This is a genomic window from Lysinibacillus sp. BF-4 (genome assembly GCF_000743635.1).
Taxonomy (GTDB): domain Bacteria; phylum Bacillota; class Bacilli; order Bacillales_A; family Planococcaceae; genus Metalysinibacillus; species Metalysinibacillus saudimassiliensis.
Map to the genome: position 1 here is coordinate 1 of NZ_JPUW01000005.1, position 13,806 is coordinate 13,806.

At 40.1% G+C, this 13,806-nt stretch carries 15 protein-coding genes and 2 riboswitches; of the genes, 4 read left to right on the forward strand and 11 right to left on the reverse strand.

Going from position 1 to position 13,806, the window contains the following annotated elements; genetic code table 11:
* Positions 1 to 74: 74 nt before the first annotated feature.
* Positions 75 to 223, reverse strand: a riboswitch (SAM riboswitch).
* Positions 224 to 378: 155 nt separating this feature from the next.
* Positions 379 to 485, forward strand: a riboswitch (SAM riboswitch).
* A gap of 71 nt (positions 486 to 556) precedes the next feature.
* Genes CH76_RS03575 through CH76_RS03590 form a run of 4 tightly spaced genes read left to right on the forward strand, consistent with a single transcriptional unit; the run spans position 557 to position 3,545 of the window.
* A complete protein-coding gene (locus CH76_RS03575) occupies positions 557 to 1,777 on the forward strand; it encodes a 2,3-diketo-5-methylthiopentyl-1-phosphate enolase (RefSeq protein WP_036143084.1) in 1,221 nt (406 codons plus the stop codon).
* 1 nt (position 1,778) lies between these two features.
* Positions 1,779 to 2,444, forward strand: coding sequence for a 2-hydroxy-3-keto-5-methylthiopentenyl-1-phosphate phosphatase (locus CH76_RS03580; protein WP_036143085.1), 666 nt, complete (start codon positions 1,779 to 1,781; stop codon positions 2,442 to 2,444).
* Positions 2,428 to 3,042 carry a methylthioribulose 1-phosphate dehydratase gene (locus CH76_RS03585; RefSeq protein ID WP_036143087.1) on the forward strand — a complete coding sequence of 205 codons (615 nt, stop codon included), beginning with the start codon at positions 2,428 to 2,430 and terminating at the stop codon, positions 3,040 to 3,042. Before CH76_RS03580 ends, CH76_RS03585 begins: the two co-directional genes overlap by 17 nt.
* The gene (locus CH76_RS03590; protein WP_051910214.1) at positions 3,042 to 3,545 is read left to right on the forward strand and encodes a cupin domain-containing protein; all 504 of its coding nucleotides are present in this window, start codon (positions 3,042 to 3,044) and stop codon (positions 3,543 to 3,545) included. Before CH76_RS03585 ends, CH76_RS03590 begins: the two co-directional genes overlap by 1 nt.
* A 49-nt stretch (positions 3,546 to 3,594) precedes the next feature.
* Here CH76_RS03590 and secA read toward each other — a convergent pair whose 3' ends face one another.
* The 11 genes from secA to CH76_RS03640 form a co-directional block, all read right to left on the reverse strand.
* Positions 3,595 to 6,108: a preprotein translocase subunit SecA gene (secA, locus tag CH76_RS03595; RefSeq protein ID WP_036143089.1), complete on the reverse strand. Its 2,514-nt coding sequence runs from the start codon at positions 6,106 to 6,108 to the stop codon at positions 3,595 to 3,597.
* Between the two features lie 69 nt (positions 6,109 to 6,177).
* A complete protein-coding gene (locus CH76_RS03600; protein ID WP_036143091.1) occupies positions 6,178 to 6,807 on the reverse strand; it encodes an S-layer homology domain-containing protein in 630 nt (209 codons plus the stop codon).
* Positions 6,804 to 6,971: a hypothetical protein gene (locus tag CH76_RS13890; protein ID WP_161769861.1), complete on the reverse strand. Its 168-nt coding sequence runs from the start codon at positions 6,969 to 6,971 to the stop codon at positions 6,804 to 6,806. Before CH76_RS13890 ends, CH76_RS03600 begins: the two co-directional genes overlap by 4 nt.
* A 60-nt stretch (positions 6,972 to 7,031) precedes the next feature.
* Positions 7,032 to 7,583 carry a ribosome hibernation-promoting factor, HPF/YfiA family gene (gene hpf / locus CH76_RS03605; RefSeq protein ID WP_036143094.1) on the reverse strand — a complete coding sequence of 184 codons (552 nt, stop codon included), beginning with the start codon at positions 7,581 to 7,583 and terminating at the stop codon, positions 7,032 to 7,034.
* Between the two features lie 86 nt (positions 7,584 to 7,669).
* Positions 7,670 to 8,044, reverse strand: a complete 375-nt coding sequence (locus CH76_RS03610; protein ID WP_036143096.1) for a PilZ domain-containing protein — start codon at positions 8,042 to 8,044, stop codon at positions 7,670 to 7,672.
* 89 nt (positions 8,045 to 8,133) lie between these two features.
* Complete coding sequence (locus tag CH76_RS03615; RefSeq protein WP_051910216.1) at positions 8,134 to 8,490, reverse strand: flagellar protein FliT; 357 nt, start codon at positions 8,488 to 8,490, stop codon at positions 8,134 to 8,136.
* Positions 8,487 to 8,894 (reverse strand): flagellar export chaperone FliS, encoded by a 408-nt coding sequence (fliS, locus tag CH76_RS03620; protein WP_036143098.1) that lies wholly within the window; start codon positions 8,892 to 8,894, stop codon positions 8,487 to 8,489. The genes CH76_RS03615 and fliS overlap by 4 nt, the downstream gene beginning before the upstream one ends.
* 25 nt (positions 8,895 to 8,919) lie before the next feature.
* Positions 8,920 to 10,989, reverse strand: a complete 2,070-nt coding sequence (fliD, locus tag CH76_RS03625; protein WP_036143101.1) for a flagellar filament capping protein FliD — start codon at positions 10,987 to 10,989, stop codon at positions 8,920 to 8,922.
* A 21-nt stretch (positions 10,990 to 11,010) separates the two neighbouring features.
* Positions 11,011 to 11,448, reverse strand: coding sequence for a flagellar protein FlaG (locus tag CH76_RS03630; protein ID WP_051910218.1), 438 nt, complete (start codon positions 11,446 to 11,448; stop codon positions 11,011 to 11,013).
* Between the two features lie 209 nt (positions 11,449 to 11,657).
* Positions 11,658 to 11,939, reverse strand: coding sequence for a hypothetical protein (locus tag CH76_RS03635; protein WP_152553285.1), 282 nt, complete (start codon positions 11,937 to 11,939; stop codon positions 11,658 to 11,660).
* 254 nt (positions 11,940 to 12,193) lie between these two features.
* Complete coding sequence (locus tag CH76_RS03640; protein WP_036143106.1) at positions 12,194 to 13,645, reverse strand: hypothetical protein; 1,452 nt, start codon at positions 13,643 to 13,645, stop codon at positions 12,194 to 12,196.
* Positions 13,646 to 13,806 lie beyond the last annotated feature (161 nt).

The following is a 13,806-nucleotide window of genomic DNA, read 5'->3' on the forward strand; positions in this document are numbered from 1 at the left end:
GATAAAAAAAGTGTCATCCTAAGTAGAATGACACCTCTTACCTCAACTTCAAAAAGAGGCAGAAAAAACCTTGCCTCTTATCTTTCAAAAGTCACTTGTACCTTTGATGGAAGTAGCACCGTGCCTTACTAAGCGCAATAATTTGCGCCCCATTTCACAATGGTATTACAGTCGGTTGCTGGGCGTCATAGGGCCATATCCCTCAGCCTGCTCGAAATAAGAGTGTCGTGTATGCAGTTGAATGTTCATCATCTTAAAGCACAAAAAAATAATTGTCAACCATTTTCAGAAAAATTATTTTTCTTGTTGACAAGTGCTTTTTGGCGTGCGAAGATAAGGCTATAAATTATATAACCAACTAAAATAATACGAATTGACATTCTATCAAGAGCTGGTGGAGGGACAAGCCCTACGAAACCCGGCAACCGATCTATTTTTATAGACACGGTGCTAATTCTTGCAGCCTATGTGCTGGGAGATAGAACGAGTTAACACGACTGTTGCCTCTTCCTATCTTTTGATGGAAGGGGATTTTTTTATGAAGGAGCACTGTAAAATGACAACGATAACCGCAGATTACACAAGCTATAGCACACCACAACAAGCTGCACGTTACGCTGAAAATATTGCGCTAGGCTTAACAATTGGCACATGGACCAACTTACCAACGCTCGACCAACAACAATTACAACAACATAAAGGAGAAGTGAAAAGCCTAGAAATTTTTGATGAGCAACCTCACCCTTACGATAAAAATAAAGCGAAAATTCAATTTTCCATTAGCTACCCTACTGTAAATTTTTCGCCAGATATCCCCGCTATATTAACGACCGTATTTGGCAAACTATCGCTCGATGGCGAAATTAAGTTACAAGATTTACACTTTGGCGCATCCTTATTGCGTGCTTTCCCTGGCCCTCGCTTTGGTATCGAGGGCATACGTGATTTAACACAAGTGTATAACCGCCCCTTACTCATGAGCATTTTTAAAACCGTTATTGGTCGAGATTTACCTTACTTAGCGACACAATTACGTGCTCAAGCAGAAGGTGGCGTAGATATTGTAAAAGATGATGAAATTTTATTTGATAACCCACTCACCCCCTTTAGCAAACGAATTACAGAAGGGAAAAAGATTTTGCAAGAAACTTACGAACAAACAGGGCATCGCACACGCTATGCAGTTAACTTAACAGGTCGTACCTTTGACTTACGTGATAAAGCACGTTTAGCCAAATCATTAGGTGCTGACGCATTATTATTAAATGTGCATACGTATGGCTATGATGTCCTACAAAGTTTAGTAGAAGACGATGACATTGCTTTACCTATCTTGGCACACCCTGCACTAAGCGGTGCATTTATCTCAGCTGAACGTGTTGGTATTAGTGCGCAATTAGCACTTGGCACATTGACACGCATTGCAGGCGCTGATTTATCATTATTCCCTTCTCCTTATGGCAATGTGGCTTTGGCTAAACAAACGACAGATGCGATTGCACAAGCGTTAACCGCAAAAAATTCACTTAAAGCAACCTTCCCTGTCCCATCAGCCGGTATTCATCCTGGGTTAGTACCACAACTAATCGCTGACTTTGGCATGGATTGCGTGATTAATGCAGGCGGCGGTATTCATGGTCACCCTAATGGTGCAGTTGGGGGCGCTCTTGCTTTTAGACAGGCTATTGATGCTACCTTGCAAGGGCTAACCTTAACAGAAGCAGCGAGCCAACATCGTGATTTACAACAAGCATTGATTTTATGGGGAGGGCAATAAAATGCAGCCGATTATTTTATGTGATTTTGATGGCACCATTACCACTAGCGATAATATCGTAGCCATTATGGAACAGTTTGCGCCTGAAACTTCTGCTCCGATTAAAGAGGCAGTATTACAAGGGAAAATGGCGATTAAAGATGGTGTCAGCCAAATGTTTCAACTACTTGAAACTACACAAAAACAAGCCATCATCGATTTTTTACTCGACAGCGTACAAATTCGGGCAGGCTTTGAAGCACTATTAGCTTACACTACAAAACACGCTATTCCTTTTTATGTAGTAAGCGGTGGGATTGACTTCTTTGTCGAACCAATTCTTAAAAAATTTCCGCAAATTGACGGCATTTATTGTAATGGCTCAGACTTTTCAGGCAAACACATTACCGTTACCTATCCTTATCCATGTGATAAAAAGTGCGTCAATCAACACTGCGGCTGTTGTAAGCCAACCATTATGCGTAAATTAACTACAGCAGACAATTTCGTTATTGCCATTGGCGATTCGGTAACAGATTATGCTCTTGCACGCCAAGCGGATTTTGTCTTTGCTTGCGATAAATTATTAAGCGTTTGCCAAAACGAAAACTTACCACACCAAGCCTTTACTACATTTTATGAGGTAGTAGCGATATTGGAGGAACGACGCAATGAACTACAAAAATGAATGGATAACGCTCGCTGATATAAAAAAAGATTTTGCACAGCGTGACTGGTTTATGGGAACAAGCGGCAACCTTGCGCTCCGTTTAGCTCAACATCCTGAGCACTTTCTCGTAACAGCAAGTGGTAAAGACAAAACAAAAGTCACCCCTGAAGATTTTTTAGTTGTAGATTTAGCCGGACAAGCGGTTTCAACTACGCTAAAGCCTTCTGCTGAAACATTATTACACTGCGAAATCTTTAGCCACACCAAGGCACAATGTAGTTTACATGTGCATACGGTCGCTAATAATGTTGTCTCTGACATTTTTGCCAAGCAGCAAGCCGTCACCTTTCAAGATAACGAACTTATAAAAGCTTTTGATATATGGGAAGAAGATGCGCAGCTAACCATCCCTATTGTAAAAAATGCGGCACATATTCCTACACTTGCAGCAAGTTTTATCCCGCATTTAACAAGTGATAGAGGTGCCGTACTAATTCATAACCATGGCATTACAGCGTGGGGGCGCACAGCGCTTGAGGCTAAAAAAATTGTAGAAGCGGTTGAATTTTTATGCCAGTGCTATATTACAACCGCAACACTTAGGAGGAATTTATAATGGCAACTATTACAACAAACCACACTACATTAACAGGCGCACAAGTTGAGTCTTTCTTAACAGAAAACGGCGTCATTTTTGAACAATGGGATACAACTAAATTACCTGCCCACTTACAAGAAAACTTTGCCTTAACTGATCAACAAAAAGGTGAAATTTTAGCTGTTTTTGATGAAGAAATTGCTTCAATTTCTAAACGCCGCAATTATATAACTGCCGATGTTATTTCTTTATCGAGCACTACACCAAATTTAGAAGAATTGCTCGTAAATTTCCAAAAAGAGCATCATCATAGTGACGATGAAGTGCGCTTTATTGTTAGTGGGCATAGCGTTTTTGTTATTCAAGGCGTAGATGGTGAGTTTTTTAGCGTACATTTATCACCAGGCGATTTAATTTCAGTGCCACCTAATGTGCGCCATTACTTTACACTTGCAGAAGATAAACAAACCGTAGCTATTCGTTTATTTGCTTCAAATGATGGCTGGGTAGCGATTTATTAATACTAAAAAGGTGAAGCGATTAAAAAATCGCTTCACCTTTTTCTTATGTTTATTGTACTGCACCGTGGCAGTTTTTGTATTTCTTACCGCTACCGCAAGGGCATGGGTCATTACGTCCCACTTCCTCTTTTTTGCGCATTGGTCGTTTTTTGACTTTGCCGCCCTCTTCTTCTTTAGGGTTAACCGCTTGACCTTGCGCTACTTCTTCACGCTCAAGGTTCGAACGGATTTCGGCTTTCATTGCATACTTCGCTACGTCATCACGTACAGAGACCATCATTTCCTCAAACATATGGAAGCCCTCTTGCTGGTACTCACGCAGTGGATCATTTTGACCGTACGCACGTAGGTGGATACCTTGACGCAATTGATCCATCGCATCAATATGGTCAATCCATTTTGTATCAATTGAACGGAGTAAAATAACTTTTTCAAACTCGCGCATACGTTCAGGCGTCATTTCTTGTTCCTTCTCGTCATAGCGCTCTGTTACTTTAGCTAAAATATAAGCAACAATATCCTCTGCTGATTTGCCCGTAAGCGCTGATGCTGTAACATCGCCCTCTTGTAGCAGGTTGTTTGTAGCATAATCTTCAATGGCTTTTAAGTTCCACTCATCTTTATTTTCGTGCTGTGTAAAGATGGCTACGTTTTGCTCTACAGCTTGTTCAATCATTGTTTCCACAAGCTCACGCATGTTTTCTGACTCTAAGATTTGGTAGCGCTCACCGTAAATTACTTCACGTTGTTGACGTAATACGTCGTCATATTGTAGTAATCGTTTACGCGCATCAAAGTTATTACCCTCAACACGTTTTTGCGCTGACTCTACAGCGCGCGATACAATTTTAGATTGAAGCGGCTGTGCATCGTCCATACCAAGCTTTGTCATCATATTTTTCATATTATCAGAGCCAAAGCGGCGCATTAAGTCATCTTCAAGTGATAAATAAAACTGTGTCACACCTGGGTTACCTTGACGACCAGAACGACCACGTAGCTGATTATCAATACGGCGTGACTCATGTCGCTCTGTACCAATTACTGCTAGACCGCCTAGCTCAAGTACACCTGCACCAGGCTTAATGTCAGTACCACGACCTGCCATGTTAGTAGCAATTGTCACAGCACCCTTTTCACCTGCGCCAATAATGATCTCTGCCTCGCGCTCATGGTTTTTAGCGTTTAACACATTATGTGGGATTTTATGCTTTGTTAACAGGTTAGAAATAATTTCTGACGTTTCGATAGCAACTGTACCAACTAAAACAGGTTGCCCGATTTTATGGCGCTCTGCAATCTCTGCTGCAACTGCCTCGTATTTACCGCCCATTGTCGCAAAAATTAAATCGGCACGGTCATCACGTGCAATTGGCTTATTCGTAGGAATGGCAATAACATTCATATTATAAATGTTACGGAACTCCTCTTCCTCCGTCTTCGCTGTACCTGTCATACCCGACAGTTTTTCGTACATACGGAAGTAGTTTTGGAAGGTGATGGTTGCCATTGTCATTGATTCGTTTTGAATTTCGACGTTTTCCTTTGCCTCAATTGCTTGGTGCAAGCCGTCAGAGTAGCGACGACCTTTCATTAAACGACCTGTAAAGCCATCAACAATAACGATTTCGCCGTCTTGTACGACATAATCCACGTCTAAATGCATGCTGACCTGTGCCTTTAATGATTGGTTAATCGCATGTAGTAAACGTACATGTGCAAGGTCATATAAGTTATCAATACCAAAGGCTTTCTCCGCCTTTTCGATACCACTTTCTGTTAACGTTACACCTTTAGATTCTTCTTCATACGTATAATCTTCTTCATTTTTTAGCATGCGCACAAAGGCATTAGATTGCTTATACAATTGTACGGATTTTGCTGCCTGTCCAGAAATAATAAGCGGCGTACGTGCCTCATCAATTAAAATTGAGTCAACCTCATCAATAACGGCAAAATAAAGAGGGCGCTGTACGCGTTCTTCTTTATAAAGCACCATGTTATCGCGTAAATAGTCAAAGCCAAGCTCATTATTTGTGCTGTACGTAATATCTGCCTCGTAAGCTGCACGCTTTTCGTCTTTAGATAGGCTATTTAAGTTTAGACCTACCGTTAAGCCAAGGAAGTCATAAAGCTCGCCCATCTCACCAGCATCACGGCTCGCTAAGTATTCGTTGACCGTTACCACGTGCACGCCTTTACCAGTGATTGCATTTAAATAAACAGCTAGTGTAGACGTTAATGTCTTACCTTCACCTGTTTTCATCTCTGCGATATTACCTTCATCTAATGTTGCCGCACCCATGATTTGCACACGGAATGGGTACATGCCAAGCACACGGCGTGACGCCTCACGACAAACTGCAAAGGCCTCCACACGAATGTCATCAAGTGGCTCACCACCCGCGAAGCGGTCTCTAAACTCCTGCGTTTTTGCTTGCAATTGCTCATCGCTTAATGCTTCCATTTGTGCAGCAAGTGCCTCTACTGCATCAGCAATTTTAGATAGCTTCTTCAGTTCTTTTTTATTTACATCAAACATCTTGTTTAAAAGATTTAACATGTATCGTCACTTCCTATTTAGTCTCATCTTTTATAGTACCATTTCCGCTAGCTTAGGCGCAAATTGTCACTACTTGTTTAATACGGAAAATGTACGCACTAAAAAACTCGCCATTTGCGCACGCGTTACCTGACCTGCTGGCTTAAAGCTTGTACCTTGCGGCTGTGTAATACCAAGTGATGCTAAAATCTGCGTATTGACGCGCTCCTCAGCACCGACAACGTCTGTAATTACTACCTTAGCTGTACCTTGTTTTAAGTCAAAGGCATTGACGAGCACTTTAGCTAACTGACCGCGCTTAATTGGTTGCCCTTGCTGTAACTTAGGCTGCGTAAATGCTCCTGCATCTTTTACAATAAGCGAAGCGAAATATAACTCTCGCTCGCCTGCATTACCTGTTTTAAACGCTACAGGCACATCCATAAACGGTGTAACCTGACGCTCTAATCCAAAATGCTCGACAAATTGTTGCGGGGTTTGATCACCGGCGATCGCACGCGCAACAGTCAAGGTTACTTGACCTCGCGACATCGCACGTTGTGGATTAAAAGCTGTAGCGTCTTTAAATAAACCAAGCGTTACAGCTTCATTAATTTCGGCCTGTGTTTTTGGCGCAAGTTGCCCAATATCCGTAAAGCTTGCGGCACTCACCGTCATAGGTGAGGCAATAAGTAATGCCGCTAAAAGTATTTTCTTCATGCCTTGTCCTCCTTCATTTGATTTGCTACTAAACGATACGGGTAAACGCGCTCTAACTCATCCTGCTGACGCTCCGAACGCGCAAATCGCGCTGACTGAATCGCCACCACAACCCCCACAACTACTGATATTACTGCTAACCACTCCGCCGCACCAAACGACATTGCCATCTCTCCCTAAAAAAAATGCCTAAGCCACATTCGGCTTAGGCATCTGTAATTGTATTAATTTGTTTCGATTAAGCCGTACTTACCATTTTTACGTTTGTAGACGATGTTTGTACCATCTGTCTCAGCATCCGTATAGATGAAGAAATCATGACCTAATAGGTTCATTTGTAAAATTGCTTCTTCTTCGTCCATTGGTTTTAAATCAAATTGCTTTGTACGTACAACCTCGTATTCCTCTTCTGCAGCTGTTTCAGCAGCGGCAGCTTCAGTTGCTGCAAAGTATAAGCCTGCACCCTCGCGCTCACGGAATTTGCGGTTAACTTTTGTTTTATGCTTACGGATTTGACGCTCTAATTTATCAACGATTAAATCAATCGCTGCATACATATCATTATGACGCTCTTCCGCACGTAGTGTTAAATTTTTCATTGGAATCGTAACTTCGACTTTTGTTTGTTTATCATTATAAACTTTTAAGTTAACGTGAGCTGTTGCGTTAATGTCTTCGTTAAAGTAACGTTCAATCTTCTCAACCTTTTTCTCAATGTGCTCACGGATGGCTGGCGTAACCTCGATATTTTCGCCACGAATGTTAAAGTCTAACATATAAACTCCTCCTTTAAATAACAACTTACTACTATATTCGATGTCCTATGTAAAAAATCCTTCTTATTATTGAAAAAACATTTACATTATTCGCCCTTTAATACTTCCTTGCGACGACGAGCCTTTAATTCTTCAACAATTAGCCCTTCTACTGCAGGTTGATTATGTAAATATAAGCCATACTGATGCTGGTTACCCAAATTACGCACCCAGCGAATTTCGCTATAGCCCTTAATGGTATCCTTATTTAAGCAAAAAGTTAATTCGAGCTGCACTTGCTGACGCTCAGCCGACGTTAAATGTAAATCTGTCTGCACCTTCATGCCTTGTGGGCTAATATCTAAAATTGTGCCCTCCCATGTTTGACCATGCAATGCACCAATCTCAGATTTCACAGTCCCTTTGACCTTTATCTCATCACCAAACGCATAACGAAAGCCCTCGTTTCTACGATACACCATAAAAGTTACCCCCTAGTTAGTTCCTTAGTCCTTTTCAGGTCAAAAAAATATAGGTGGCAGCATCTAGTCGCTACCACCTACAGTATAACCTACTTTTTCCCATCGTAGTACATACCATCAATATTTCTCACAGAATCGTACTGATTGGTGTACTGTCGCTCGGATTCCCTTGACTTTTGAAAGTTTTTAATATCTTTTTTAACGATAAGCATTACTTTATCCAAACGCGTGCGAATGCCTTCATCTAGCTCTAGTAAGTGCGGCAATAGCTGGTGTCCCTGCAAATCAACAGGCGACAACTGCGCAAGGAGCGCCCCGCGCTTATCCAGCAATTCGTCGATGCGAGCAATATACGCATCGCGCGCCTCACCCTCAGGCACAGTCGTTAAATGATTAAAAAGCGCTGCCGAAGTCGCAAGCAAATCCTTAATCATCGCCTGTGTCATGCTTGATCACCAACGCCTGTATGCTGTTGCTGGCGATTTAATAAAATAACCTCTTTCCATGTATCACGAAACTCCGTCACAAGCCCAGCCACCTCATCAATAATCGCTGGATCATTTTGGATGTTAGCCTCAAGCAGACGACGGTTCATATAGTCATAAAGTGGTTGAATTTCCTTCGAAATCGGCACATTCATATCAAGCGTTACCATAAGCTCCGTAATAATCGCTTGCGCCTTTTGTAAATTTGTATTTTTAGCCTCGATATTTTTATCAAGCATCGCTTTTTTTGCTATTGTTAAAAACTTTAAGCACCCATTATATAACATTAACGTTAACTCACCTGGTGATGCTGTTGTTACACTATTTTGCTTATATGCATTGTGCGCTGATGATTGTGCTGCCATTCAAGACAACTCCTTCTTTAAATAATTACTGACCGAACTGTGCAAACATACCTGATTGCTCATTCGCTTTTTGAATTGCTTTTTCCATAGCTGTGAACTGTTTCCAATAACGTGCTTCAATATCTTTCATTTTAGCTTGAAGTTTAGTAATACGGTCATCTGACTCAACGATTTTTTTGCCTAAGCCAAAGGTATTGTTAACTGCCCCGTCTTTACCTGCTTTTTTCTCAATTTCATTCGTCATGCCTTTCATTGCATCACGTAAACGCCATGCAATACCACGCGTATCCTCAGTTACACGATTACCATTAGCGTCTGTTGTTTCCTTTACTTCACCATTAGCCGCAAACAAACGATGCACTTGGTCAGGGTCTTTAGCTAATGCCGCTTCTAATTTATCTTTATCAATTTCTAACTTGCCATTATCTGAAAGTTTACCTGATGTTGTGATACCAATTTTAGCTAAAGAATTTAATGTATCGTCACCTAAACCTGCTACAGGTGCCATAAATGTCATACGCATTTTAGACATACCTTCACGAATTGTTTGGTCATTGCGAAGCATACCACTTTTCGCCTTTTCGTCCCATAGCTTTTGCTCATTTTCTGACATATCTTCACGTTGTTCTTTAGTTAGTGGCTTATAATCACGGTATTTTGTTTCTTTTAATTGACCGCCAAAATCTTCAATCATTTCATTATATTTATCCACAAACTCTGTAATTTGCTCTACAGCTGCCTTTGTATCAGAAGAAGCTTTCATCGTTACAGGCGCAACTGTTGTTCCTGTTGCAGGATTTTTAGCCGCAAAATCTTCAGCTTCCGCTTTTTGCGATGTTAATGCTACTATATCTGCTTGTGCTGCCGTTAGGTTTGCTTGTACTGCAGTAGCTGCTGTATCTGCTACATTAAATGCTTGCTCTTTTTCTGCAAGGTCTTTTAACCCTTGTAGTTCACCGCTATGAGTAGCTAACTTTTCTACATCCGCTACATTCATAGCCGCTAATTTTGTTTTTTCAGGGCTATCTGTCATCGCTTCAATTGCCGCAGTTACGTCTGCTCCTGTTTTACCTGCTAGATTACCTAATGCTGTAATGTCTTCATCTGTTAATGCTTTTAACACATTTTTATCTGTATTATCATAAAATGTCTCTAAATCTGGCTTACCATCAAAAGCTACTGTACGCGCATCCGTATATGCCGTTTGCGCACTATCACGCGCTGCATTTGCTGTTACAACATCCGCTTCAAACGCTGTAACGCGGTCATTTGCTTTAGCTAACTTTTCGTTTACATCGGCTAATTGCTTTTGTGCTACATTACCTGCATTAAATGTTTGTTTAAGTGTTAACTCATAACCCGAAATCGTAAATGTATTAGATGAGCGCTCCGTTTGAATACCGTTTACCTCAAACTTTGCATTTTGCCCATTGCTAGCTAAAACATTATCCGAACCAAAGCCTAATTTGCTAAAGACATCATTATTACTTTCGTTAATGATTTCGCCAGCACCGTCAGCTGCCTTACCCATATTTTTAGCCGAAAGTGACAATTTACCGCTCTCGAAAACTGCTGTAACACCTGCGCCACTTTCATTAATTTTTTTCATTAAATCATTTACGGTATCTGTAGCAGGATTAAAATTAATCGTCGTTGCTTTCTCTGCTAAATTACCATCCGCGCCAATTGCACGCAGTGAAATTGAGCTATCTGTAATACCTAACTCACTTAGTTTCGTTTGACCTGTTGCACCTGTTTGGCTACCTACAGCCTGTGCTGATGTTGCAAGTTGTGACACACCGCCAATTGAAATATTACCTGACGCATTACCCTTAGCTGTTACACTAACTAAATCCGAGTTTGAAGATGTCGCTGACTTTTGATTCATCTTACCTGACAAAATCATATTATCAAATAAGTATGTATCAAACGTTTTCAGCTTAGCATTTACACCGCGATACGAATCACGTTGCCATTCATACGTTTGCTTTTTTTGGAATGTTTTATCTAAAGGTATACGTTCTGCCTTCATTAATTTTTCTACTAGTGCGTCAATATCCATACCTGACGCTAAACCACCCATACGCATTACCATGAGTATTGTCCCCCTTTTAAATTAAATTTTTTCGTCTACAATCATACCAACCATTTTTTGCATTTCATAAAATGCGTTTAACAGTTTTTCTGGTGGTACTTCTTTAAGTACCTCATCCGTTTGTGGGTCTACAACTTGAACATAATAGCGCTCTAACCCTTCGTGGAAGCGAAACTTTGAAGACATTGGCTTTGGCATATGGTCTTCCATAAATTCATTAAGTGACTCTACAGCATGCTGCAGCTTCTCTTTATTTGCTGCTGACTTAGCTAAACCCTCTGCAGCTTGTGCGCTTGTTGCTTCTGTAACCGTTGGACGATCTACAACCTTTGGCTTACTTGCCTGATGTGTTGCTTGTCGCTGTGCATTTGTTGCTATGTTCGTTGAAGCTGTGTTTTTACTGGCACTTGACACGCTTGCCGTCATATCCATTGACGACGTTTGCGATGAAATTCGCATGTTCGTTACCCCCTACATCCTTGTATTATATAGTTCTATATGTATAGTATCGTCAGTTAACCTAAAACTTCCACACTAATTGCCAAAGTTCATAAAAAAGCCGAAGAACCTATATAAAGTTTGCACCTCATCTATACAGTATCCTTACAATCATTCCCTATACTAAAGAATAACACTATTTGATAGTAGGGAGTAGGAAGCATTGTCAACTACCCCCACTTAAACGCTAAAGCGTTTTGAAGTGGGGGTAGTTGACAGATTGCTTGACGATTTAACATCATGTGAGTGGCATCACCTTGTTGAAAGTATTCACGTATTGCTTCAAAATTGGCTACTTTATTTGATGATAATGTCATCATAACACCTGAAACACCTGAAGCTATCGCTGCAAAACCGACCAATAAAGCTAAATCTATATTTGTTGTTAATTTTACTAATTGCTCATAATAAAAGAAAACTAAAGATAAGATGATGCTAAATGATACTAACAAAAAACCCACTGTTCTTTTAATACTCAGCACTTCCTTTCAATAATGCTACTACTTTGCTTTCTGACACTCCCACCCATAAATGAGTGGGGTTCTAAAGTACAAAAGATTTCTTCTTTACTCTCCCATCAACCGATGTTGCTGGTTGGGTACAACACAAAGACACTATCTTATTTCCTTTAGACTTTAACGAACAAGACGACCATTGCCATCATTAGCGTTCGCATCGGCTCATGCCAAAACCGTTTTTTTATCATTTATCTTATCCCCATGCTTTTGAGTGTATGGGGTTCTTTTCTTAGTTTACTGATTAATTCATCATGAAGTTTAAGGAATACATCGAATGTTTTAAAACATAAATCTCTGTCTATTTTGTCTAAATCTTTATCGTGAACCATGTTCATTAAAAGGAAAGATGAATATAAATCTCGTTGGATTAGGATACCGCCAAAGTCATTCCAACGTTTACTCAATGATTTTTTCGTATATGTATCATCGAAATGATTGTACTGACTCGCTCTTACTTTCGTTGTATTTACTTTGTTTAATTTCAAACCATTGTATTCCAATTTCCGTTCTAGGCAACTTAAAAGCATAGAAGGGGCGCGGTTGGATAGTGTTCTTCCAAACCGTTTTTTCTTTTTAAAACGACCTTTTTTATTTTTCTCTGTCTTGTTACTTCGTTTTTGAAGTCCTTTAAAGGACATTTTCTCCACAAAAAAAGTATCTCCCATTAATAACAACTGATTAGATAAGCTTTCATGGTCTTGTTTTCTTACCATTCTGTTTTTACGGTGCAACTCTCGGTATTGATTACGCAGTTTAACATAGCGGTTGGAATACACCCATTTTTCCCGATTACTACGGTTTATTGTACCGTCCTCATTATATTTAAAAGGATTAGTTGCTCGTTTACTTCTATCCATTTTACGCTGTATGCGTTGGATAACTGGCTCGTAAGTCTGTACGTTAGGTGCTAACACCTTTAGCATGGCTTGTTTTTCGGAACAAACCGCAATCGTAGAAGTACCAATATCAATCCCTACTCGCCCGATACCGACTTGTTGTTTTAAACCTTCGGAATTATACGATTGTGGGGGAATACCTTCTAATACAAGTTGAGCGTAATACACGTATTTTCCCTTTAGAAATGCTCTTTTAATGCGAACGTACTTTACCTTATCTTGAAGTGCTAAATGGGCGTACACATCTTGTTTACGGACAATAACAGGGATAGAAAGACCTTTCCAAATCAACGTATTGTTTACGAAACGAATACCTGTCTTATTGGATTTGCCTTCAACGGATTCTATTTCACCGTAGCGTTTAAAATAGACTTTCTTCGCTTCACCGAACATCATCTTTTGAAAGGCATTAAAAACCCTTGTTCCGATTTTTTGCCCCGCTTGTGAATCTATATTTCCTTTAAATCGTTGATTCATCGGTGTTAAAAATGCGTGAATAGCATACTCGGTCAACCCAAACTGTATATTCAATTCCCGAAAAATAGCATTTCTTTCTTTGCCTTTTTTCATCTTTTTCGCTTTTTGAAAGGCTTTTGATTGCTGCATGGTGCGATAACGCTTGTATAATTCATTCAAACAAGCGTTATACATCTTACGTGAGATTTCAAATCGCTTATTTAAAATATCTTCTTGGAAAGATTCTGTTTTTAATCGTAATGTCAATACATAGCTTGGCGTTGCCATTCTGTTTCACCCTCTCAAAAACGAACAAACAATAGGAAGTATAGTTTTCATATCCTTCCTATTGTTTTTACCTGTTATTATTTGTGTCATTATTATCCACCCAATCTCTAAGCAATCTGGCTTTTTTTAGGCTTCTGTACTCGTCTAAAGATGCTTCTCTA